Origin of the sequence: Clostridium putrefaciens, from assembly GCF_900461105.1 — a bacterium.
GTDB classification, from domain to species: Bacteria; Bacillota; Clostridia; order Clostridiales; family Clostridiaceae; genus Clostridium_L; species Clostridium_L putrefaciens.
Map to the genome: position 1 here is coordinate 853,203 of NZ_UFWZ01000001.1, position 25,638 is coordinate 878,840.

The 25,638-nt window shown below is 32.2% G+C and carries 19 protein-coding genes and 1 other RNA gene; 19 read left to right on the forward strand and 1 reads right to left on the reverse strand.

What is annotated here, in order from left to right; all coding sequences use genetic code 11:
• Positions 1–118: 118 nt before the first annotated feature.
• The 19 genes from grdC (at position 119) to ssrA (ending at position 24,723) form a co-directional block, all read left to right on the forward strand.
• Positions 119–1,654 (forward strand): glycine/sarcosine/betaine reductase complex component C subunit beta, encoded by a 1,536-nt coding sequence (gene grdC, locus DY168_RS03690; RefSeq protein ID WP_115640540.1) that lies wholly within the window; start codon positions 119–121, stop codon positions 1,652–1,654.
• A 14-nt stretch (positions 1,655–1,668) separates the two neighbouring features.
• Positions 1,669–2,829: a glycine/sarcosine/betaine reductase complex component C subunit alpha gene (gene grdD / locus DY168_RS03695; RefSeq protein ID WP_115640541.1), complete on the forward strand. Its 1,161-nt coding sequence runs from the start codon at positions 1,669–1,671 to the stop codon at positions 2,827–2,829.
• Positions 2,830–3,157: 328 nt separating this feature from the next.
• On the forward strand, positions 3,158–4,258 hold the full coding sequence (locus DY168_RS03700) for a BMP family lipoprotein (protein WP_115640542.1): 1,101 nt from the start codon (positions 3,158–3,160) through the stop codon (positions 4,256–4,258).
• A 71-nt stretch (positions 4,259–4,329) separates the two neighbouring features.
• A complete protein-coding gene (locus DY168_RS03705; RefSeq protein WP_115640543.1) occupies positions 4,330–5,871 on the forward strand; it encodes an ABC transporter ATP-binding protein in 1,542 nt (513 codons plus the stop codon).
• The gene (locus tag DY168_RS03710) at positions 5,864–6,949 is read left to right on the forward strand and encodes an ABC transporter permease (RefSeq protein ID WP_242984046.1); all 1,086 of its coding nucleotides are present in this window, start codon (positions 5,864–5,866) and stop codon (positions 6,947–6,949) included. The genes DY168_RS03705 and DY168_RS03710 overlap by 8 nt, the downstream gene beginning before the upstream one ends.
• Positions 6,942–7,877, forward strand: coding sequence for an ABC transporter permease (locus DY168_RS03715; protein ID WP_423237227.1), 936 nt, complete (start codon positions 6,942–6,944; stop codon positions 7,875–7,877). Before DY168_RS03710 ends, DY168_RS03715 begins: the two co-directional genes overlap by 8 nt.
• Positions 7,878–8,052: 175 nt before the next feature.
• Complete coding sequence (rpoN, locus tag DY168_RS03720; protein WP_172556377.1) at positions 8,053–9,420, forward strand: RNA polymerase factor sigma-54; 1,368 nt, start codon at positions 8,053–8,055, stop codon at positions 9,418–9,420.
• A gap of 147 nt (positions 9,421–9,567) precedes the next feature.
• Positions 9,568–10,599, forward strand: coding sequence for a sugar-binding transcriptional regulator (locus DY168_RS03725; protein ID WP_115640545.1), 1,032 nt, complete (start codon positions 9,568–9,570; stop codon positions 10,597–10,599).
• A 151-nt stretch (positions 10,600–10,750) separates the two neighbouring features.
• Positions 10,751–11,761 (forward strand): type I glyceraldehyde-3-phosphate dehydrogenase, encoded by a 1,011-nt coding sequence (gene gap, locus DY168_RS03730; protein WP_115640546.1) that lies wholly within the window; start codon positions 10,751–10,753, stop codon positions 11,759–11,761.
• A 247-nt stretch (positions 11,762–12,008) separates the two neighbouring features.
• Complete coding sequence (locus tag DY168_RS03735) at positions 12,009–13,202, forward strand: phosphoglycerate kinase (protein WP_115640547.1); 1,194 nt, start codon at positions 12,009–12,011, stop codon at positions 13,200–13,202.
• 100 nt (positions 13,203–13,302) lie between these two features.
• The gene (gene tpiA / locus DY168_RS03740; protein ID WP_115640548.1) at positions 13,303–14,049 is read left to right on the forward strand and encodes a triose-phosphate isomerase; all 747 of its coding nucleotides are present in this window, start codon (positions 13,303–13,305) and stop codon (positions 14,047–14,049) included.
• Between the two features lie 246 nt (positions 14,050–14,295).
• On the forward strand, positions 14,296–15,825 hold the full coding sequence (gpmI, locus tag DY168_RS03745) for a 2,3-bisphosphoglycerate-independent phosphoglycerate mutase (RefSeq protein WP_115640549.1): 1,530 nt from the start codon (positions 14,296–14,298) through the stop codon (positions 15,823–15,825).
• A 94-nt stretch (positions 15,826–15,919) separates the two neighbouring features.
• Positions 15,920–17,218 (forward strand): phosphopyruvate hydratase, encoded by a 1,299-nt coding sequence (gene eno / locus DY168_RS03750; protein ID WP_115640550.1) that lies wholly within the window; start codon positions 15,920–15,922, stop codon positions 17,216–17,218.
• Between the two features lie 431 nt (positions 17,219–17,649).
• Positions 17,650–17,877, forward strand: coding sequence for a preprotein translocase subunit SecG (gene secG / locus DY168_RS03755; RefSeq protein WP_115640551.1), 228 nt, complete (start codon positions 17,650–17,652; stop codon positions 17,875–17,877).
• Positions 17,878–18,255: 378 nt separating this feature from the next.
• Complete coding sequence (locus tag DY168_RS03760) at positions 18,256–20,280, forward strand: sodium-translocating pyrophosphatase (RefSeq protein WP_115640552.1); 2,025 nt, start codon at positions 18,256–18,258, stop codon at positions 20,278–20,280.
• A 228-nt stretch (positions 20,281–20,508) separates the two neighbouring features.
• Positions 20,509–22,752 carry a ribonuclease R gene (rnr, locus tag DY168_RS03765; protein ID WP_115640553.1) on the forward strand — a complete coding sequence of 748 codons (2,244 nt, stop codon included), beginning with the start codon at positions 20,509–20,511 and terminating at the stop codon, positions 22,750–22,752.
• A 58-nt stretch (positions 22,753–22,810) separates the two neighbouring features.
• Positions 22,811–23,599, forward strand: coding sequence for an SDR family NAD(P)-dependent oxidoreductase (locus tag DY168_RS03770; protein WP_242984047.1), 789 nt, complete (start codon positions 22,811–22,813; stop codon positions 23,597–23,599).
• Positions 23,600–23,649: 50 nt separating this feature from the next.
• Positions 23,650–24,117, forward strand: a complete 468-nt coding sequence (gene smpB / locus DY168_RS03775; RefSeq protein WP_115640554.1) for an SsrA-binding protein SmpB — start codon at positions 23,650–23,652, stop codon at positions 24,115–24,117.
• Between the two features lie 273 nt (positions 24,118–24,390).
• Positions 24,391–24,723, forward strand: a transfer-messenger RNA (tmRNA) gene (ssrA, locus tag DY168_RS03780).
• A 331-nt stretch (positions 24,724–25,054) separates the two neighbouring features.
• On the opposite strand, the gene DY168_RS03785 is transcribed toward ssrA, so the two are convergent.
• Positions 25,055–25,471, reverse strand: coding sequence for an LAGLIDADG family homing endonuclease (locus DY168_RS03785; RefSeq protein ID WP_115640555.1), 417 nt, complete (start codon positions 25,469–25,471; stop codon positions 25,055–25,057).
• Between the last annotated feature and the right edge of the window lie 167 nt (positions 25,472–25,638).

Here is a 25,638-nt window from a genome sequence, read left to right on the forward strand (position 1 = left end):
AAATTAATAATTAAGAGTTAAGAATTTGGGATTATAATGATGTTTCCTAATTCTTAAATGTTAATTTTAACATTTTAAAAAGTTTAAATGATTTAAAAAAATAAGGAGGGTTTTCTATATGGATTTTCCGGTAATAAAAAAAGCAGCATATATCTTAGTTAATGCACCAGATATGGTAATACATAATGGTACAACTCAATCATTAGAGAGAGAAACACATCCAGATTCTGAATACCTAACAAAAATTAAAGATAATTTAAGAAGTTACGAAGAGGTAGTGGGGTACGCTCCAAACCAAACTTATATAGGTAATATGACACCAGAAGAATTAAAAGAACGTCCAAGACCTTGGTACAATGAGACAATAGAGAATGCTAGAAGATATGGTAAGTTCGGTGAGATAATGCCACAAGATGAGTTTTATGGAATGATAAAACTTTCAGATTCATTTGATCTTGTATTATTAGAAAAAGCTTTTACTGAAAAGGTAAGAGAAAAGTTTTTAAATCACCCTATATTAAAAAGTAAGGCTAATGATTTAAAAGAAGGTTCTGATATAGAAGATATAAATAAACTAGTAGATAATGGAATAGCAGAAGGATTATACGAAGGAGAAACTCTTGTAGGTTGTGTAAAAAGAGCTCATGAGTTCGACAAAAATTTGACTTCTCATATAATCATAGAAAACTTAGTAGTAAAAGCTTCAGGTGTTTTATCATTAATGCATCTTATGAAGGATTGTGATATAAAAGATACTGAAGTTGAATATATAATTGAATGTTCAGAAGAGGCTATTGGAGATATGAATCAAAGAGGTGGTGGAAACATTGCTAAGGGTCTAGGAGAAATAGCAGGGTTTACAGGAGCTACTGGAATTGACCTTAGAGGTTTTTGTGCAGGACCTAGCCACGCTTTAATAACAGCAGCAGCTTTAGTTAAATCAGGAGTATATAAAACAGTAGCTGTAGTAGGTGGTGGATCTTCCGCTAAGCTTGGAATGAATGGAAAAGACCACATAAAAAAAGGACTTAACATTCTAGAAGACTGTATTGGTGGATTTGCAGTATTAATAGGTGAAAATGATGGGATAAACCCAGTTCTAAGAACTGATATAGTTGGAAGACATACAATAGGACATGGATCTTCACCACAAGCAGTTCTTGAAGCACTTGTTTCAGAACCTCTTGAAAGAGCAGGACTACAAATAACAGATATAGATAAGTTTGCACCAGAAATGCAAACACCAGACTTAACAGAAACAGCAGGCGCTGGAGATGTTCCTACACAAAACTATAAAATGATAGGAGCTTTAGCTGTTAAAAAAGGTCAATTAGATAGAAAAGAAATTGGAAACTTTGTAGTTGAGCATGGATATCCAGGATATGCACCAACACAAGGACATATACCATCTGGAGTGCCTATAATTGGTCATGCTAGAGAACATATGCTTAACAATGAAATGAATAAATTTATGGTAATAGGAAAAGGAAGCTTATTTTTAGGAAGAATGACTAACCTATTTGACGGAGTATCTATAGTAGTTGAGAAAAATACTGGAGCAAAGGCAGAAGTAGAGGGCGTTTCAAAAGAAGAAGTTAAATCTATGGTAGCTGATGCAATGAAAGATTTTGCAGCTTACTTAATGAATAATTAAGGGGCGTGAGTGTAATGGAAGAATTAAAAGTAAAAGGTATGATAGCTGATGTGTTTAACGATATAGCAGAAGGAATAAAAAGCGGAAATTTTAAAGAAAAAGTTAAAATAGGCCTTACTACATTTGGTAGTGAACATGGCGTAGAAGAAATGGTTAAAGCTGCAGAACTCGCAAAAAATAAATATAATGATTTTGAAATAGTGCTTATTGGACCTAAGGTAGATGGAGACTTTAACATAGTAGAAGTTGAAAATGCTGAAGAAGGCCATAAGAAAATGGTTGAATTATTAGATTCAGGGGAAATACAAGGCTGTGTAACTCAACACTTCGATTTCCCAATAGGAGTTTCCACAGTGGGTAAGGTTTCAACACCAGCTACTGGAAGAGATCTTATAATAGCAACTACAACAGGAACAACATCAACTAATAGAGTAGAGGGAATGGTTTTAAACGCCATTTCGGGAATAGCAGTAGCTAAATCCCTAGGAATTAAGAAACCTACACTTGGAATATTAAATATTGATGGAGCGAGACAAGTTGAACGTATATTGAAAGAGCTTAAAGATAACGGATATGAATTCCAGTTTGCAGAATCTTTAAGAGCAGACGGTGGTTCAGTAATGAGAGGTAATGATCTTTTAACTGCAACACCAGATATTATGATTTGTGATTCTCTTACAGGTAATATATTAGTAAAACTATTCTCATCATTTACTACAGGTGGTAACTACGAAACAGTAGGTGCTGGTTATGGACCAGGTGTTGGAGAAGGATATACTAAATTAGTTAATATAGTTTCTAGAGCATCAGGAGCACCACTTATTTGTGAAGCTTTAAGATATTCAGCTACTTGTGCAGCAAATAACTTAATAGATGTGTCAAAAGATGAGTTTAAGAAAGCTAATAAGGCTGGCCTAAAAGACATAATAGCAAAAAACACAAAAGAAAAAGTTAAACCTGCTGAAGAAGACATTAAGATGCCACCTAAAAAGGTTGTAACTTATTCTATAGCTGGAATAGATATATTGGAACTTGAAGATGCTTGCAGAGCTCTTTGGAAGGAAAATATATACTCTGAAAGTGGTATGGGGTGTACAGGACCTATAGTGCTAGTAGGTGAAGATGAAGGAACTAAGGCAGAAGAAATATTAGTTAAAACAGGGTTTAAGTCATAAAATAAAAATTTTTAGCTGTAGTTTGAAATTAAACTACAGCTAAAAAAAATATGTTTTTTAAATTCTGTATTCCATTTACAAATATATTATGATATAATATATTTGCAACATAGATAATGATTTATGAAAAATGTTTTAAAGAAAAGTTTAGTTTTTATAATGAGTATGTAAGCGGTTTAGTACCTTTACCTAGTGTAAACGTATAATTGCTTATTGAATATGTGAAAGTGAAAATAATATTTACTTCACGTAAAGATTAAAAGGATTTTTAAAAGATTTCTAGAATTTTATGTTGTAAGGGAAGTATAAAAAATAGGAGGGTATTAGTATGAATAAGAAGAAATTAGTTGCTGCATTAGCATCAGTTGCAGTGGTAGCTACATTATTTGCAGGTTGTGCTAGCAAAACTACTGAAGGGGATAAAGCGCCAGCAGCGGGAGATACTAAAAAGATTAAGGTTGGTTTAGTTACAGACCAAGGAGGAGTTAATGATGGTTCCTTTAATGAGTCTGCAGGAAGAGGAATAGAACAAGCAAGTAAAGATTTAGGAATACAAAAATTAAATGCTATAGAATCAAAACAACAAGATGCTTATGAACCAAACTTAAAGACTATGTCAAACCAAGCTGACTTAGTAGTAGGTTGTGGATTTATGATGGAAGATGCAATGAAAAATGTATCAGGACAAATTACAGACAAGAAATTCTTGCTAGTTGATGCTGAAGCCAAAAATCCTAATGTATCATCTATAAAATTTAAAGAACATGAAGGTTCATTCTTAGCAGGGGTAATAGCTGGTAAGATGACAAAAACAAATAAAATTGGGTTTGTTGGTGGTAAAGAAGGAGACGTTATTGGTAGATTTGAAGCTGGATTCGTAGCTGGAGTTATGAGCGTTAACGAAGAAGCAGGTAAGTTACTAATGGCTAAAGATGAAAAAACACCAGGACAAAACATTAAATATATTGATTCATTTGATGACCAAGGTAAAGGATTTGAAGCTGCAAAACTTTTATATGGTAGCGGAGTTGATATAGTTTACCATGCAGCTGGTGGAGCAGGTCTTGGAGTATTTAAAGCAGCAAAAGACATGGGTAAATTTGCAATTGGTGCTGACTCAGACCAAGCAGTTACACCTACAGCAAAAGACTACAAAGATGTTATAATATTCTCAATGGAGAAAAAAGTTGATGTTGCAGTTATAGATACAATAAAAGATATTCAAGCTGATAAATTTGAAGGTGGAAAGCTTAAGATATTAGGAATTAAAGAAGGCGCTGTTGGTATAGCTCCAACTATACATCCTGATGTTCCAAAAGATGCTATGGATTTATCTAAAAAAGCTGAACAAGAAATAAAAGATGGTAAAATAATAGTTCCTGGTACACGTGCTGAACTTTTGGAATTTAAAGCAGTAGAAATTAAGTAACTTTAAAATATAATAAGACTAGATGCACCGCATCTAGTCTTTTTCAAATAAAATAGGAAGGAGAGGATTTCGTGGAAAAAGTTGTTGAAATGAAAGGCATAACTAAAGTATTTCCAGGTGTAATTGCTAATGAAAATGTTGATTTTGACTTAAAAAAAGGAGAAATCCACGTTTTACTAGGAGAAAATGGAGCTGGAAAGACAACTTTGATGAATGTTCTTTATGGCCTTTATGCACAAGAGGCAGGAGATATATTTATAAAAGGGAATAAGGTGAGCATCAAGAATCCAAAAGAAGCTATAGATTTAGGAATAGGTATGGTTCATCAACATTTTATGTTAGTTCATAACTTTACAGTAGCTCAAAATATGATATTAGGTAATGAACCTAAAAAGGGGATAAATCTAGATATAAATAAAGCTATAACCGATACTAAAGCGCTTTCACAAAAATATGGCTTCAATATAGACCCAGAAGCTATAATAGAAGACATGACAGTGGGACAACAGCAAAAGGTGGAAATATTGAAGGCTCTTTACAGAGGAGCAGAAATACTTATACTAGATGAACCTACAGCAGTTCTTACTCCACAGGAAATCGTAGAATTAGGGGTAATCCTGAAAAATCTTGTAAAAGAGGGTAAGTCCATTATACTTATTACTCATAAATTAAAAGAAATTATGATTATGAGTGATAGAGTAACTATTATTCGTAGGGGTAAGCTAATTGGTGTTATAGAAACAAAAGAAACTAATATAGATGAACTTGCTGAAATGATGGTAGGTAGAAAAGTAAACTTAAAAGTAGAAAAGGGTGACATAAAACTTGGTGAAACTGTCTTAAAGATAGAAGATCTTAAGGTTTTAGACCATAGAAAAATACCTGCAGTTAAAGGTGTTAACTTAGAAGTTAGAAGAGGGGAAATACTTGCTATAGCAGGGGTAGATGGTAATGGTCAGACTGAACTTATAGAAGCTATAGCAGGACTTAGAAAACCACTTAGTGGAAAAGTTGTGTTAAACGGCAAAGATATAACAGGGAAAAGTTCTAAAGATGCTATAGAAGCAGGTTTAGGCCACATAGCAGAAGATAGACATAAAAGAGGACTTATATTAAAATATTCCTTATATGAAAACTCTATACTTGGGGTTCATTACAAATCACCTTTTGCAAAAGGTATAATGATGAATTATAAAGAAATTAAAGATTATACAAAAAGACTAATTAAGAACTATGATGTTAGAACGCCTAATGAAGAGGTAACTGCATCCTCACTATCAGGTGGAAATCAGCAGAAAATAGTTATAGCAAGGGAAATTGAAAAGAATCCAGAATTGCTTATAGCAGCTCAGCCTACAAGAGGACTAGATGTAGGAGCTATAGAGTATATTCACAGAAGATTAGTTGAAGAAAGGGATAATAATAGAGCAGTACTTTTAGTATCCTTAGAGCTAGATGAAGTGCTTTCTCTTGCAGATAGAATAGCTGTTATCTATGATGGTCAAATAGTTGACATATTAGATGCAAAAGATGCTACAGAACAAAAACTAGGCATATTAATGGCTGGTGGTACATTAAAGAAAGAAGTGGAAGGGGGAGAGAGTCGTGAGTAATCCTAAAAAAGAAAAGAAAGAGCTACCGGGATTTGTAAGAGAGTTTTCTATTTCTATTTTTTCAATTGTCGTAGCTTTATTTATTTCTATATTTTTTGTAATGATAGCATTAAATACAGGATTTGGTGAATCAACTAAGGTACTTTTTTCATCTATTTGGGCAGGTAGCTTTGGGTCAAAGTCACAACTAATAGAAACTTTAGTATTTACTACACCACTTATATTTACAGGTCTTGCTCATGCTATAGCATTTAAAACAGGACTATTTAATATAGGTGTTGAAGGACAATTTATAATTGGAATGATGACAGCTACCATGGTAGGATTTATACCCGGAATACCAAGGGGACTACATATCTTATTAATACTTATAGTTGGAATTATTTCAGGAGGATTCTGGGCAGCGATACCTGGATATTTAAAGGCGAAGATTGGAACTAATGAAGTTGTAAATACTATAATGATGAACTTCATTGCTATGAACTTAGCGAATTACTTCACTATGGGTGTATTTCATAAGCCAGATAGTGCATCTACTTTCCCAATTAAAGAAAGCGCTTATCTTACAAGGTTTTTAGGAGATAACTATAGATTAAACACAGGAATATTTATAGCAATAGTATTAGCAGTGCTAATATATGTTCTATTTTGGAAGACCACTATAGGATACGAAATACGTGCTGTAGGTCTTAATCCATTTGCAGCAGAGTATGGTGGAATAAGCATAAAGAAAAATATAATACTTGCTATGGCAATTTCAGGAGCGGTTGCAGGACTTGGTGGAGCAATTCACATAGCTGGGGTGCAACATCAATCAGTTCAATTATTCTCGTTCCCGAATTTCGGGATGGATGGTATAGCTGTAGCTTTAGTTGCTAAGAGTAATCCAATAGGCGTTATTTTTTCAGCCTTATTATTTGGTGCTTTGAATCTAAGTTCAGGTACATTAATGCTTTATGGAATACCTAAGACTATATCTGCATTAGTTCAAGGTATAGTAATATTATTTATAGCGGCTGAATACATCTTTAAATGGATTTCTGAAAAGAGAAAAAAGGAGGCCATTGTAAATGAATAGCATGTTGTTTTTAACGATTATTGGTATATTATCTGCTACATTAAGGTTAGCAACACCTCTTATATTTGCAACGTTAGGTGGAATTTTTTCTGAAAAGTCCGGAGTTGTAAATATAGCATTAGAAGGTATAATGACAGCTGGAGCCTTCTTTGCGGTACTTGGAGCTTATCTTACAGGGAGTCCTTGGATTGGTATATTATTTGCCATAGTAGGTGGAATGCTATTTGCAGCAATACATGCTTATTTAAGTATTCACCTTATGGCAGATCAAGTTATATCAGGTGTTGGAATTAACGTATTTGCACCAGCGTTTGTAGGATATCTTGTATATAAGTTTTTTGGAACACCTTCACAAACTAGTGCAGTAACAGCACTTCCGTATCCTTCAGCAGCTTTTGCTAAGGTTCCATTAATAGGACCTCTTTTAGCAGAGCTAAACTGGTTTGTTTGGATTGCATTGATATTAGTTTTTGTATCACAGTATGTAATATATAAAACACCACTAGGTTTAAGAATAAGAGCTGTTGGAGAACATCCAAAAGCAGCAGATACATTAGGGATAAGTGTATACAAGGTACGTTATTTATCTGTATTACTATCAGGTGTATTAGGTGGACTTGGTGGAGCTACATTATCTATAGGAATCATGAATCTTTATAGAGAGAACATGGTAAGCGGTAGAGGGTTTATAGCTCTTGCAGCTATGATATTTGGTAATTGGAAGCCTAGAAATGCAATGTTTGCATGTATGTTATTTGGATTTGCTGAAACATTACAATTATATGCAAAGAGTTTTGGGTGGAGTATTCCAGGAGAATTCTATGCAGCCTTCCCATATTTATTAACAATGATAATGCTTGCTGGATTTGTTGGAAAGACTCAAGCCCCACTGGCAGACGGAGTTCCATATAAAAAAGGTGAGAGATAATAAAATATAGATACAATGATTTAAGGCATTTTCAAAAAGACTAACCAGTAGGGTGTTGCTTTTTGAAAATGCCTAAATTTGAATTACGATGAAGTTCTATACTTTTACAAAGTGATTTAGCGTGGTATAATTCTACTAATTAAAATAATAAATAGGGTGATTGAATAATATGAAAATGGATTTTAGCTTAAATTTAGCCCAAGAACAAAAGTTGATAATGACTCAACAAATGCAACTTTCTGTAAAGCTTTTGCAGATGTCTAGTTATGATCTTCAAGAATATATAGAAAATGAATTCCAGGAAAATCCCATTTTGGAAATGGATTATGAAAATAAAAAAGAATATGAAACACAGGATAAAATTAATTACAAAGAGTTAGTAAAGTATTTAGAATTTGATAATTATGGTTCGCAAAGCTACAAAAATTATGATGAACATGAAGAAGTATCACCTTTTAATTTTATAGCTAATGAAAAGTCATTGAAGGAATATTTATATGAACAGGTATCTGAATTAAATGAAAGTAATTACATAAAGACTCTTTGTGAGTATACAATCGAAAGTTTAGATAGCAAAGGCTATTTAAGTTTACCTAGTGAATATATAGCAAAAGAACTTAAGATAGACATAGATGTTTTTGAAAAGGTATTGAAAATAATTCAAAACTTTGAGCCAGATGGTATAGGTGCTAGAAGCTTAAAAGAATGTCTTAAAATTCAAATGAGAAAAAAGCATATGTTAGATGATAATATGTGTAAGATTATTGATAATCATCTAGAAGACTTATCAGAAAATAGATATCAAAACATTGCAAAGTCATTAAATATTACTGTAAAAGAAGCTCAAATTTGTGGTGATAGTATAAAAACATTAGAACCTAAACCTTCAAGTGGGTTTTTCACAGGAGAAGAAGTTAAATATGTATCTCCAGATGCTTATATTCGAAAAGTTGATGGAAAATATATTATAGAGATGAATGAAAATCTTATACCAAGACTTTCTATAAATTCATTGTACAAAAATATATTAAATGATGAGAAGGATAAAGTAGCTACTGAATTTGTAAAAGACAAAATAAATAGTGCCATCTTCTTAATTAAAAGTATTGAACAAAGAAAGAGCACTGTATATAGGGTAATAGAAAAGATCATAGAGCTTCAATATGATTATTTTGAGTTTGGAAAAGAATATTTAAAACCTATGACATTGAGAGAGATAGCTGAAAGTTTAAATATGCATGAGTCAACTATAAGTAGAGCCATAAAGGATAAATATATATATACAAATAAAGGAACGATTAAAATTAAGGATCTTTTTATCACGGGAGTTTATAGTTTAAACCAAGGAGAAGACATTTCTGTTTTTAACATTAAAAGAGAAATTAAAAGATTAATCGAAGAAGAGGATAAAAAGAAACCAATTTCTGATCAAATCATTTGTGAAAAATTGAGTGAAAATGGTATGAATATTTCACGTAGGACTGTGGCAAAATATAGAGAAGAGTTACAAATAAAATCATCAAACAAAAGAAAAAGATTTTAACTTAGATCTTAAATTTATGTAAGTTAACAGTTTGTTAACATGTTTTTTCAAAACATGCTTTAAAATCTTAAGAAAATAACATATAATAGTAAGTGTGGGACAGGAAAAAATAAACTGGGACACTTGGTGACCAAGGGGGTGTTTTCTTTGGAAGAAATTCTAAAGCTACAACAAAAGATAGTTCCTGAATTAATTGAACTTTTAGAAAAACGATATAATATTTTAAGGACTATATATTATAATCAGCCTATTGGAAGAAGGATACTTGCCAATAACTTAGAACTAGGAGAGAGAATAGTAAGAACAGAAATAAACTTTCTAAAATCTCAAAACCTTATAGATATAAATACCCCAGGAATGACTGTTACAAAAGAAGGAGAAGAAATAATAGATAAACTCAAAAACTTTATTCATGAAATAAAAGGTTTATCTGAAATTGAACTTAAGATAAAAAAGGCATTAGGTCTTAAAAGTGTGATTATTGTTCCAGGAGATATGGATGAAGACAAGACAGTAATTAAGGAAATTGGTAGAGCAGGAGCAAATATTTTAAAGTCCACTCTAAAATCAGGATATACCATAGCCTTAACAGGTGGAAGTACAATAAAAGAAGTAGTAGATAGTTTATCTAAGATAAATAATATAGAAGATGTATTAGTTGTTCCAGCTAGAGGTGGTATGGGTATAAATGTAGAGACTCAAGCAAATACACTAGCGGCTAATTTATCTAAAAAAGTAAATGGCCATTATAAAATGCTTCACGTTCCAGATAATATAAGTGACAAAATACTAGAAAGTATACTAAAAGAAAAAGATGTGAAAAATGTTTTAGATAGTATAAAGTCATCAGATGTTTTAATATACGGAATTGGAAAAGCAGAAGAAATGGCATTAAAAAGAGGTATGGAAGTTAGCAAGGTAAAATCCATAGTAGATAGTGGCGCAGAAGGAGAAGCCTTTGGATGTTATTTCGACAAGAAAGGTAAACTTGTATGCTCAACGTCAGTTGTTGGGGTAACCTTAAGCGATACAAAAAGAATACCTATTGTTATAGCCGTAGCTGGAGGCTCAAGTAAAGCGGATGCTATTATTTCAACAGAATTTGGAAATTCTAATAGTACGCTTATTACAGATGAGGGTGCTGCTAGAGGTATTATGGCAATAATAAAAGAGCTATAAACTTATTTATACACTTCATTAATAATTTTAGACACAAGTTTAAAATTATAAAATCAATTTAAATGTTTGACTAGAAAAATTTAAATATCTAACTAAGGTGTATAAATATTTATAATAAACAATCTAAGTATAAATTAGGAGGAGATTACAAATGGTTAAAATAGGGATAAATGGATTTGGAAGAATAGGGAGAAATGTTTTTAAGGCTTTAGTAGCAAATTACGGTAGTCAATTAGAAGTGGTTGCAATAAATGATTTAACAGATTCTAAAACATTAGCTCATCTTTTAAAATATGACTCATTATTTGGTAGATATGATAAATCCGTAGAAGTAAAAGATAATTCAATAGTTGTAGACGGAAGAGAAATAAAGATATTTGCTGAAAGAGAACCTAAGAACATAGGTTGGGCTTCAATGGGAGTGGACATAGTTATAGAATCTACAGGGTTCTTTACAGATGGAGAAAAAGCTAAGGACCATATGGCACAAGGATCAGTTAAAAAGGTTGTTATATCTGCACCAGCTAAAAATGAAGATATAACAATAGTTATGGGTGTTAATGATAAAGATTATGATCCATCTAAGCACAATATTATATCAAATGCATCTTGTACAACAAACTGTTTAGCACCTTTTGCTAAGATATTACATGAAAAGTTTGGTATAAAAAAGGGTCTTATGACAACTATTCACTCATATACAAATGATCAAAAGATATTAGATGCTCCTCATAGTGATTTAAGAAGAGCAAGAGCAGCAGCAGAATCAATGATACCAACTACAACAGGAGCTGCTAAAGCGGTTGCACTTGTATTACCAGAATTAAAAGGAAAATTAAATGGATTCTCACTTAGAGTTCCAACTCCAACTGTTTCTTGCACAGACTTAGTTGTAGAACTAGAAAGAGATACTACAGTTGAAGAAATAAATGCAGCATTTAAAGAAGCATCAGAAACTTACATGAAGGGTATACTTGGATATGAAGAAGAACCATTAGTATCCATGGATTACAGAGGAGATGCTAGATCTTCTATAATAGATGCACCATCAACTATGGTTATAGAAGGAAACATGGCAAAGGTAGTTTCTTGGTATGATAACGAATGGGGATATTCAAATAGACTTGCAGACCTCACTTCAAAGATTGCAAAGAGCTTATAATTTTAAAATTGAAGTTTTATATTAAATATAAAGAATAGCTTTAAACAAGGTTTTAATACATGTCTGGTTTTGTAGTTAATTAAAGCTATAAGGCCAGACTATTTTAATTTATAAATCGTTGATTATATCAAGTGAGTCTTAAAAGAACTTATTTAGTGGCGAAGCAACCGTCATCCCCGACCTTTAAGAGGATAGGGGTGTTACCGATGGTAGCCATCGGATAAATATATAAAAAGAGGTGAAGGTTTTGAAATTTAATAAAAAAACCATAGAAGATATTCAGGTAAAAGGGAAAAGGGTTTTAGTAAGATGTGACTTTAATGTTCCCCTTCAAGAGGGAGTTATAACAGATGAAAATAGACTTTTAGGTGCTATACCTACAATTAAATACTTAGCTGAAAATGGCGCTAAGGTTATATTATGCTCACACCTTGGAAAAGCTAAAGGACCAGATCCAACAAAAACTTTAGCTCCTGTAGCAAAAAGACTTAGTGAATTGTTAGAAAAAGAAATAGTATTTGCAGCAGATGATGAAGTTGTAGGAGAAAACGCTAAAAAGGTAATATCAAAGATGAATGAAGGGGATATAGTTCTTTTAGAAAATACTAGATTCAGACCTGAAGAAGGTAAAAATGAAGATAGTTTTTCAAAGGAATTAGCATCTATTGCTGATATATATGTAAATGATGCATTTGGAACTGCTCATAGAGCTCATTCATCTACAGTAGGAGTTACAAAGTTTGTTGAAACTTCAGTGTGTGGATATCTAATTCAAAAGGAATTGAAATTTTTAGGAAGCGCTATAGAAAACCCAGAAAGACCTTTTGTAGCAATACTTGGAGGTGCAAAAGTTTCAGATAAGATAAATGTTATAAATAACTTATTAGATAAGGTAGATACTTTAATAATTGGTGGAGGAATGGCATTTACTTTTCTAAAGGCAATGGGATATGAAATAGGAACTTCATTACTTGAAGCGGATAAAGTAGATTACGCAAAAGAAATGATGGAAAAGGCTAAACAAAAGAATGTTAAACTATTAATACCAGTAGATAATGTAATAGCAGATAAATTCTCAAAAGATGCTACCCCTATTATAACAAAAGACGAAAATATAACTGAAGGGTACATGGGACTTGATATAGGACCAAAGACTTCAAAGTTATTTTCAAATGAAATAAAGATGGCAAAAACTGTGATTTGGAATGGACCTATGGGAGTTTTTGAATTTGAAAACTTTGCAAAGGGAACTATTGAAGTTGCAAAGGCTATGGCAGAATCTAATGCTGTAACTATAATAGGTGGAGGAGATTCAGCGGCAGCTGTTAATATATTAGGATTTGGAGACAAAATGACACATATATCAACAGGTGGTGGAGCTTCTTTAGAGTTTTTAGAAGGAAAAGAATTGCCAGGAATAGTGGCTTTAAGTGATAGATAATAAATAATAAATGTTATAGAGAGTGTAAATGAGTACCTATATAAATAATATTTAGTTCACAGATAATTACTCTGAAAATTAAAAGAAAGAGGTGTTTTTAGTGAGAAAGAAAATTATAGCAGGAAACTGGAAGATGCACTATACAGTAGATGAAGCTGTAAAGACTATAGAAGATTTAAAACCTTTAGTTAAAAATAGCAAATGTGATGTAGTGGTTTGTGTACCATTTATATCTTTAGATGCAGTATTAAAGGCAGCTAAAGGCAGTAATATAAAGGTCGGAGCTCAAAATATGCACTTTGAAGAAAAAGGTGCTTTCACAGGAGAAGTTTCTCCAGGGATGCTAGAATCTATGGGCGTAGATTACGTTATAATAGGACACAGTGAAAGAAGACAATACTTTAATGAAACAGATGAAAGCGTAAATAAGAAATTAAAAGCTTCGTTTAATCATAATATAATTCCTATACTATGTGTTGGAGAATCACTAGCTCAAAGAGAAGCTAATATAACAAATGAAATAATTGGATCTCAAATTAAGTTAGGCCTTATGGGTATTTGTAAAGATAAGGTAGAAAACATTGTAATAGCTTATGAACCAATCTGGGCTATAGGAACAGGAAAAACAGCTACTTCTGATGAAGCCAATGAAACTATAGGACATATAAGAAAAGTTGTAGAAGGATTATATGGAAAAGACGTATCAGATAAAGTAACAATTCAATACGGCGGTTCAGTTAAGTCATCTACAATAAAAGAACAAATGGCAAAATCAGATATTGATGGAGCCTTAGTAGGTGGAGCTAGCCTAGTTTCCACAGAGTTTTCTGCCATAGTTAATTACTAATTATTCCTTTTAAATACATTAGCCTAAGCATAGAACTTAAAAATTGAAAAGTATTATATTGTTTGGAACTTGGGTAGCATATACAGTTCTATTGTCTTAGGTATACATAAGTAGTATAATAATTATAAAGATAATTGTTATCAACTGAATGTCTTTTATATATTAGAGTAGGATATATTATTATATTGATTAAATATAAGATTCTAATTATAAAAGAGTTATAAATAAAGAATTTGGAGGAGTATTATGACTAAAAGACCAGTTATGCTAATGATATTAGATGGATTTGGAGCTACAGATAAAGTAGAAGGAAATGCTGTACTTGCAGCAAATAAACCAAATTACGATAAAATATGGAGCAATTATCCCCACACATACTTAAATGCTAGTGGACTAGATGTAGGATTACCAGTTGGACAGATGGGTAATTCTGAAGTAGGACATTTAAATATAGGATCAGGTAGAATAATTTATCAAGAGCTTACTAAGATTACAAAAGAAATAGAAGAAGGTAACTTTTTTAAGAATGATGCTTTAAACTTAGCTATGGATAAGGCAAAGGAAAATAATAGTGCGTTACATCTTCTAGGTCTTTTATCAGATGGTGGAGTTCACTCCCATGTAGATCATGTTAAAGCCTTATTGCAAATGGCAAAAGACAAAGGGTTAACTAAGGTTTACCTACATGCATTTACAGATGGAAGAGACGTACCGCCTACATCAGGCATTGAAATTATAGCAGATATGGAAAGGTATATGAATGACATAGGACTTGGCAAGATAGCTACTATAAGTGGTAGATACTATGCAATGGATAGAGATAATAGATGGGAAAGAATTCAACTAGCTTATAATGCAATGGTACTTGGTGAAGGCGAAAGAGCTGCATCAGGAGTTCAGTGTGTAGAAAGATCTTATAAGGATAATAAGAAAGATGAGTTCATATTACCTTGTGTTATAGAAAAAGATGAAATGCCTGTAGGTAAGATAACAGACAATGATTCTATAATATTTTTCAATTTTAGACCAGATAGAGCAAGAGAAATAACTAGAGCATTAAATGACAAGGAATTCCAAGGTTTTCCAAGGTCTGCTTTAAATTTGACTTATGTAACTATGACACAATACGACAAGACATTAGAGGGAGTAGAAGTAGCATATAAACCAGAGATATATACTAATACTCTTGGACAATATGTAAGCAAATGTGGAAAAAAACAACTAAGAATAGCTGAAACTGAAAAATATGCACATGTTACATTTTTCTTTAATGGTGGAGTTGAAGCTCCAAACGAAGGAGAAGATAGGGTTTTAGTATTATCACCAAAGGTCGCAACTTATGATCTACAACCTGAAATGAGTGCCTATGAAGTAACTGAAAAGCTAATACAAAAAATAGATGAAGATCAATATGATATGATAATACTAAACTTCGCTAATCCAGATATGGTAGGCCATACAGGCATATTTGAAGCAACTAAAAAGGCCATCGAAGTCATAGATGAATGTTTAGGTAAAATTTCAGATAAGATACTAGAAAAGAATGGTTCCCTATTTGTAACAGCAGATCATGGAAACTCAGAACAAATGGTAGAGTATGGAACAAAGAATCCTATGACAGCTCATACTACAAATAAAGTTCCATTTATATATATATCAAATAATGCAACACCTCTTAGAGAAGAGGGACGACTTTCGGATATAACCCCTACAATATTACAAGCAATGGGACTTGAAGCTCCTGTTGAAATGACAGCAGAATCTTTGATAATATAATAGATATATATCTATAAAGAAGACATGTGTATTATATATCTTTTTTATAGCAATAATATAAATAAATACTTAACAATAATAGGAGGTATAATTAATGAAAAATTATGTTGAAATAGTAGACATTTTCGCAAGACAAATATTAGACTCAAGATCATTCCCAACTGTAGAGGTGGAAGTAACATTAGAAGATGGAACTGTTGGAGTAGCTTCAGTACCATCAGGAGCATCTACAGGAATATTTGAAGCTGTTGAATTAAGAGATGGAGACAAATCTAAGTTTAATGGTAAGGGTGTTTTAAAAGCAGTTGAAAATATCAATGAAACCATAGCAACAGAACTTATAGGTATGAATATATTTGATCAAGTATCTATAGATAATCTTATGATAGAATTAGATGGAACAGAAAATAAAGGTAAACTAGGTGCAAATGCTATACTAGGAGTATCTCTAGCAGTAGCAAAAGCAGCAGCTAACTACTTAGGACTTCCACTATATCAATATATAGGTGGAGTTAATGCAAAGGTTCTTCCAGTACCTATGATGAATATAATAAATGGTGGAGAACATGCTGATAACAACGTAGACCTTCAAGAATTTATGATAATGCCAGTAGGAGCTTCATCTTTTAGCGAAGCTTTAAGAATGGGTTCAGAAGTATATCATACATTAAAGACATTATTAAAATCTAAAGGATATGATACTGGTGTAGGTGATGAGGGTGGATTCGCTCCAAACCTTGGTTCTAATGAAGAAGCAATTGTAATTATAGTAGAAGCTATAGAAAAAGCTGGATACAAACCAGGAAAAGATATCTTTATAGCTCTTGACCCAGCTTCATCAGAATTCTTTGAAGATGGAAACTACAACTTAAAGGGAGAAGGAAGAATACTTACTCCAGAAGAAATGGCTAATTACTATGTAGAACTTGCAAGTAAGTACCCAATCATATCAATAGAAGATGGTATGGCAGAAGAAGACTGGGAAGGATGGAAGCTTCTAACTGAAAAGATAGGAGATAAAGTTCAACTAGTAGGAGACGATTTATTCGTAACTAATACTAAGAGATTAAACATGGGAATTGAAAAAGGCGTAGCTAATTCAATACTTATAAAGTTAAATCAAATTGGTACATTAACAGAAACTTTAAATGCAATTGAAAGAGCTCAAAGAGCTGGATACACTGCAGTAGTTTCTCATAGATCAGGAGAAACAGAAGATACTACAATAGCAGACCTTGTTGTAGCAGTAAATGCAGGACAAATAAAAACAGGAGCTCCAGCTAGAAGTGAAAGAGTTGCTAAATACAATCAACTATTAAGAATAGAAGAAGAATTAGATGACATGGCTGAATATAGAGGAATGAAAGCTTTTAATAATATTAAAAACAGATAATTGATATTTAAGTTATTGTGTAATAACACAGATGATTTGAATAAAGGTTTTAGTAATATAAAGTGATTCTTAGACTTAGATGAAGTTTGATTATAAGTAATGCATCTATCTATTTGAGTCTTAGAAGAACTTATCTAGAGGCGTATTAGCCGTAAACCTCCACCATGAAGATGATAGGTGTGTTACGGATGGTAGCCATTAGATAAAAAGCAAGTAATTTTAATAAGCTATATTGAATTAATAAGCCTACTCTAAAAAAGTGAGTAGGCTTATTTTTAACCTTAATATACTAGCTTATATACATTATTCACATAATAATATAAAAAAGATTGTAAGTAGGATTAAAAAAGTTGTAAACTTAATTGTAATATGCTAAAATGGCTTTATGTATATTACATATAAAAGGTAATATATTTTAGGAGGGAATTATAATGCATAATTTTTTATTGGTTTTAGAATTTATATTAGCATTAGCTCTTATGATAGTAGTTTTAATGCAACCAAGTAAGGCGGATGGGTTAAAAGGATTTATAACTGGAGGATCAGAAACATTTTTCAGTAAAAATAAGTCTAGAACTAAAGAAGCGCTACTTGTAAAACTTACTGTAGTTACAGCAGTTTTATTTGCAATTACTACTATAGCACTAAACATAGTGTAGATTGTAATAGTAATCAATATTACCAAAGAAATCTTTTGAATTTAAGGTTATAGTTAATAGTGTATACTTAAGATTTTGTTGTCACCATAGGGTTATGAGATTCACATAAACCTTATTGCTGCTTATAATGTTGTTGATTTTAGAAGGCAAATAACCTTTAGTAAAAGAGACTTTATTATCTTAGAGGCAGCTTTTTTTATGAGCATTTGACTTTATTAGTCCAATGTTATTGTAATGATTTATTTTTACTTTTGTTTAAAGGAAGATAAAATATTTGGTCTGAGCTTAAGTAGTAAGTTGAACTAAGTTTAAGATAAATGCACTTTTTAACATAAAAGTAATTAATAAATATAAATTATTTTATTAGGAGGTTTTTTTATGAATAATACTTATATCTATTTAGTAGCGTTTAGTGGAATTTTAGCTCTTATATTTGCTTTTATTCTAGCTAAGGATATATCCAAGCAAGATGCTGGTAACGATAGAATGAAAGAGATTGCTGGATACATACACGAAGGAGCTATGGCTTTTTTGAACAGGGAATATAGATATCTTGCAGTATTTATAGTTATTGTTGCGGCAATTATAGTTATGTTTTTAAACTGGCAGACTGCAATTTGTTTTGTAGTAGGAGCTATCTTCTCTATGGTTGCAGGATACTTTGGTATGATAGTTGCAACTAAGGCAAATGTTAGAACAGCAGAAGCAGCAAGACATGGTCAAAGCCCAGCTTTGAAAATTGCATTTTCAGGTGGAGCTGTAATGGGAATGAGTGTAGTAGGTCTTGGAGTACTAGGATTTAGTATATTATACCTAATATTTGGTGGTAACTCAGTTTATTTAACAGGTTTTGGTCTTGGAGCAAGTTCAATTGCATTATTTGCCCGTGTTGGTGGTGGTATTTATACTAAAGCTGCAGACGTTGGAGCAGATCTTGTAGGAAAAGTTGAAGCAGGAATACCTGAAGATGACCCAAGAAATCCAGCAGTTATAGCAGACAACGTTGGAGATAATGTTGGAGACGTTGCTGGTATGGGAGCAGATTTATTTGAGTCTTATGTAGGATCTATGATATCCGCTATAACTTTAGGAGCAGTTGTATTTACAACTGGAGAAGGAATCTTATATCCTATGGTATTAATGGGCATAGGAATAATAGCATCAATCATAGGATCTTTATTAGCTAGAAATAGCAAAAACCCTAATCCTCAAAAAGCATTAAATTCAGGAACTTATGTAGGTGGAATAATAGTTATTATATCAGCTGCAGTATTAAGTAAAACTGTATTTGGAAACTATAAAGCTTTCTTTGCAGTAGCAGCAGGACTTGTAGTTGGTATGATAATTGGTAAGGTTACAGAAGTTTATACATCTTCTGATTACAAGTCAGTTAAAGATATAAGCGATCAAGCGGAGACAGGCGCAGCTACTACTATAATAGCTGGTTTAGCTGTAGGAATGAAATCTACAGTAGTTCCAATAATATTAATAGCTATTGGTATACTTGTTTCATATTCTGTTATGGGTGGATTTGGAGATGCCGCTAGGGGACTTTATGGAATATCCCTTGCAGCTATAGGAATGCTATCTATAACAGGTTTAACAGTAGCTGTAGATGCTTACGGCCCAATAGCTGATAACGCTGGTGGTATAGCAGAAATGGCTCATTTACCAGCTGAAGTTAGAGAAATAACAGACAAATTAGATTCTGTTGGTAATACTACAGCAGCAATAGGAAAAGGATTTGCTATAGGTTCAGCTGCATTAACAGCATTAGCATTATTTGCATCTTATGCTCAAGCAGTTAATCTAAACAATATAGACTTATTAAACCCTGTTACATTAGTAGGATTATTAATAGGAGCTATGTTACCTTTCTTGTTTGGAGCACTTACTATGGAATCCGTAGGTAAGGCTGCAAATGAAATGGTTGAAGAAGTTAGAAGACAATTTAGAGAAATACCAGGAATCATGGAAGAAACAACTAAACCAGATTATGCAAGATGTGTTGAAATATCTACTGCAGCTGCGTTAAAAGAAATGATTCTTCCAGGAATACTTGCAATAGTAATTCCGATTTTAGTTGGAATACTTTTAGGAGCTGAAGCTTTAGGTGGACTTATTGGTGGAGCCGTAGCTACAGGCGTTTTAATGGCTATAATGATGTCAAACGCAGGTGGAGCTTGGGATAACGCTAAAAAGTACGTAGAAAGCGGAGTTCATGGTGGTAAGGGAAGTTATGCACATAAGGCTACTGTTGTCGGAGACACAGTAGGAGACCCATTTAAAGATACTTCAGGTCCATCCATGAATATATTGATAAAGCTTATGACTATAGTTTCATTAGTGTTTGCACCAGTTATAGTACAATATGGTGGAATATTAATAAATATGTTTAAGTAAAAAAAGACTTTTAAAAGTAGGCTTCTATGTTATCATAGTAGCCTACTTTTAATTTAAACTTATTTAAGGGCAATTTAAAGTTGTTAAACAAAACATAATAATTTTTAAATGTATTTCATGATATAATTAGTCTTATAACTTAGATATACTGGAATTAACATAGAAATTAAGGGCAAAATATAATAATATATATTTAAAATAGTATTTAAACATAAGAGGAGCGATTATATGAACGTTAAAGAAAGCATTATTAATTTTATGAGAAATCAAGCGTATAAGCCAATGGAAATTAGAGAATTAGCTGCAGTTTTTGATATAAATAAAAATGAATATAAAGAATTTAAAAAAGTAATAAAGGTAATGGAAAAGGAAGGGCTTATAGTAAAAACCAACACAGATAAGCTTGGACTTACTGAAAAGATGGGTTTAGTTCCGGGAAGACTTCAAGCTCATCAAAAGGGATTTGGATTTGTTATACCTGATGAAGAGGGTTTAAAGGATATATTTATTCCTAGTTCATTTATAAATGGAGCTATGAATGGTGATAAGGTTGTTGCAAAAGTAACAAGAGAAGACTTAAATGGAAAGAAAAGAGAAGGCGAAATTATAAGAATAATAGAAAGGAAAAACAATACTATCATAGGAGTTTATGAAAGTAGTAGTAATTTTGGATTCGTTATTCCAGAAGATAAAAGGATACAAAATGATATATTCATACCTAAGAACCAAAAGCATGGCGCAGATGATAATGATGTAGTTATAGTAGAAATTACAGAATGGCCAGGAAAGAGAAGAAATCCTGAAGGTAAGGTATTAGAGATATTAGGTAAAAAAGGTGACAAGGGTCTTGATATATTAACAATAATTAAAAAACATTCATTGCCAGAAGAATTTCCAGAAAAGGTTCTAAACTTTGCAGAAAATATAGAAGAGCATATACCAAAGGTTGAATATAAGAAGAGAAAAGATTTAAGCGAAGTTAGAATGGTAACAATTGATGGTGAAGATGCAAAGGATTTAGATGATGCTGTATCTATAGAAAGGCTTGAAAGTGGAAACTACAAACTAGGAGTTCATATAGCAGACGTATCTCACTATGTAAAGGAAAATAATCCACTAGATAAAGAAGCGCTAAAAAGAGCTACTTCAGTTTACTTAATAGATAGGGTTATACCAATGCTTCCACAAAAGTTATCTAATGGGATTTGTTCTTTAAATCCTAAGGTAGATAGATTAGCTTTAAGCTGTTTTATGGTTATAGATAAATCAGGAAAGGTTTTAGAACATGAAATATTTGAAAGTGTAATAAATACAAGTGAGAGAATGACCTATACTGAGGTAACAAAGATACTCAAAAAAGAAGATAATGACATATTAAAAAAATATGATTATCTTTATGATGACTTTAAAGCTATGGAAGAGCTTTGTAATATATTAAACAAGAAAAGACTTGATAGAGGGGCTATAGACTTTGACTTTGATGAATCTAAAATTATACTAGATAAGATGGGTAAACCAATTGATATAAGACCTTATGAAAGAGAAATATCAAATAGAATCATAGAAGAATTTATGTTGGTATGCAATGAAACTATTGCTGAGCATATGTACTGGGCTAATATCCCATTCATTTATAGAATTCATGAAAATCCAGATGAAGAGAAACTGCAACGTTTTAGTGAATTTATCTACAACTTAGGTTATGTAATTAAATGGAGTAAAGAAATACATCCAAGTTCACTTCAAGAGGTATTAAACAAAGTTAAGGGCGAAAAGGAAGAAAGTGTAGTAAGTACTCTTCTTTTAAGATCCATGATGCAAGCTAAGTACGGACCTGAATCAGTAGGACACTTTGGTCTTGCAGCTAAATATTATTGTCACTTTACATCACCAATAAGAAGGTACCCAGACCTTATGATTCATAGAATAATTAAAGAGTTTATAAATGGTAATGTGGACTCAGAAAGAGCTGCAAAGCTTGTTCCTATTGTAGACTATGCAGCAAAGAACTCCTCTGAAAGAGAAAGAACTGCAGAAGAAGCTGAAAGAGAAGTAGACGATATGAAAAAAGCTGAATACATGAGTGAAAAGATTGGAGAAGAGTTTGATGCGGTGATATCTTCAGTAACTAGCTTTGGATTCTTCGCACAGTTACCTAACACCGTAGAAGGCCTAGTCCATATAAGCACACTAGATGATGATTACTATATATATGATGAAAGACACCTTAGTTTAGTAGGAGAAAGAACAAAAAATATATATAGACTAGGAGATTTAGTAAAAATAAAAGTAGCTAGAGTAGACCTTGAAAATCATGAGATATACTTTGATCTTTTAAAAGAGAACTTAAATACAGAAGATAAAGCTCTTTTAACAAAGAAGATGAGCTATTTAGATGAGGAAGACAAAGATGATGAAGAGGATGAAAGTGATATAATAGAAGATGTTAAAAGTGATTACTACAAAGAATAAGAACAATAATAAGAGATAAAGATTTAATATTTAAAAGTTCTTATGGATAGGTGTAAAAGTGGATAAATATAAAATAGATAAATATACTTTTATAACAGGAGCTACAGGTGGTATAGGTTATGAATTAGCATTAGTATTTGCTAAAAATAATCATAATTTGTGCCTTGTAGCAAGGGATATTAAAAAGCTAAGAGAGATTAAATTACATTTTGAAAGCACATATAAAATAAAAGTAATCATATATGGAGTAGATCTTACATTAGAAAAAGGTATCATAGAAATCTATCAGGATATTAAATATAATAATATAATTATAGAAAATATAATTAATAATGCCGGATTTGGAAGCTTTGGAAGGTTTCATGAGGTAGATAAAGATAAGGATCTTACTATGATAGAATTAAATATAAAGTCTTTGACTCATATATTAAAGCTATTTATACCAGAGTTAATTGAAAATGGTGGTGGAGGCATTATGAATGTAGCTTCTACCGCTGCATTCCAATCAGGACCTATGATGTCGGTGTATTATGCAACAAAGGCCTATGTACTGTCTTTATCAGGGGCTTTAAGACTAGAGCTTAGCCCTTATAATATAAATGTATCAACTCTATGCCCAGGCCCTACAGACACTAATTTTCAAAGCAGAGCTAAGGTTGAAAAGGCAAAGAGTGCAAAAGGGTTTATGATGACAGCAGAAAGTGTTGCTATAAGTGCCTACAAAGGATTTAAAAAAGGTAAAGAAATCATAATACCAGGATTTCAAAACAAGGTTTTGGTTTATGGATCTTATTTATTGCCTAGGAAATTAATTCATAAGGTAATATTGAAAGTTAATAAAGGATAAGTATATAATTAAGATTAAGTTATAACGGATAATTAAGGTGGGTGAGGTAAATGGCTAAAAGTAAATCAGAAAAGGTATTAGCTGAAAATAGAAAAGCAAGACATGACTATTTTATAGAACAAGGCTTTGAAGCAGGCTTAGAGCTTGTAGGAACAGAAGTTAAATCTATAAGAAACGGAAGATCAAATCTAAAAGATAGCTATGCAGAGGTTAGAAATGGGGAGATATTCGTAAGAAATCTTCACGTAAGTCCTTACGAACAAGGCAATATATTTAATGTAGATCCTCTAAGAGATAGAAAGTTACTACTTCATAAAAGTGAAATATATAAATTAGATGCTCTAGCATCTCAAGATGGATATACACTTGTCCCTCTATCCTTATATTTAAAAAATGGAAGAGTTAAAATGCATCTAGGAGTAGGTAAGGGTAAAAAGAACTATGACAAGCGAGACTCCATGCTTGAAAGAGATCATAAAAGAGATATAGATAGAGAAATGAAAGAAAAGTATAAATAAAAAGACGAGTTTAGAAGGTGCTAAAGGTATATTTTAGCACCTATAACTTTGTTAAAAGATAGCAAGTGATTATAAAAGTAACATTATATATATACATAACCTATTGATAAATAACATTAACTGATGTATCATTGTATACATCGGATATATAAATAATCATTGACTATAATAGATAGCTTTGATATAATCTAATTCTATATTGATGTAAAATTAAAATTTAATAGTTTACTTAAAGCACTCTTAACCGAGTATCATGTTATGACATGGGGGCGTAATGGCTTCGACGGGGGTGGGAGCAGCTTTAGAAGCGAGTGGAGGGACCTTCTGGGCCCGCCTTAAAAAACTAGAAGAAAATGTAAACGCAGAAGATAATTTTGCATTAGCAGCTTAATATAGCTGTTCGTTCTACCTGGGAGTCCTACGGCCTAGGATAGGGCGCCGATTAGTAGGGAACCGAGCCTAAGAAAGCTTTGACTTAGGAACGGAAATTATGAAGCTACTGAAGTAAAGAGCCTGTCTATTGGCGCTTTGCAGAGGGAATTTTAAATAATAGACTGCACTCGGAGATGCTAAAGCCTATCTACTTTCGGACAGGGGTTCGATTCATAAATAGGGTCGCCTTCTAGAGTGATCTAGAAGTGAAAACTTGGCTTTATCGGTGAACCCGTAACACTTTAAGGTGACGGCAATGCCGAGAGGTATGTGAAGAAATTCAACAGCCTCGTATCGACTTATAGGCTTCTAAACTAATTCTTAAGAGTTAGCATGAGGTACTAGGATGGAAGCTTAGCATAACTAAATTATGGCTTTCATAATACGCCAGGAGACTTAATAATATTAAGTTTAACACATAGTCAGTGCCATTCAGAAATGATGGAAGAGCATGTCCCCTCGCCTCCACCAAAAAATCCACGATAGAAATATCGTGGATTTTTACTTATTGCAAATTTAGACCCATGAATTCCTGGTAAAAGTCTTCCTTTAATTTCAGCATCTCATCAGAATATTTTCCATTTCTAGGGGTAACATCTTTATATTTTTGAATTATTAGTTTAGCTCTTTTCTTTTTGATTTTAATGATTAAATATGGTTCGATCTCAACTAGAAGATTGATAGCATCGTTATACTTTATTGTATAGGTGAATGAATCTGCATGCTTTTCTATATTATAATTTTTCTTTGCCTTTATTGTTCCAATCTTAGTTACGTCTTTTATCCATTGTAATAATTCTATAGTAGTTGAACTTATGCTTATGCATGGAGAGGGGAATTGATTATGATGAAATTTTAAAAGCATAATACTACCTTCACCATCTATAATTCCAGCTATATAAGCTTTTTCTTCAGAAGTCATATTATCACCTCTATTAGTTTGATTTTAGTATTTGTAAAGGTGTATAAACTTATACATAAGAGGAAAACAGTGTGGAAAAAAATTAATTAAACTTTTAAATTTATGATATAATTATGTTTAGGTTTAAAGTTATTAAAATAATTTGGACTGAATTTTTATATTGTAAA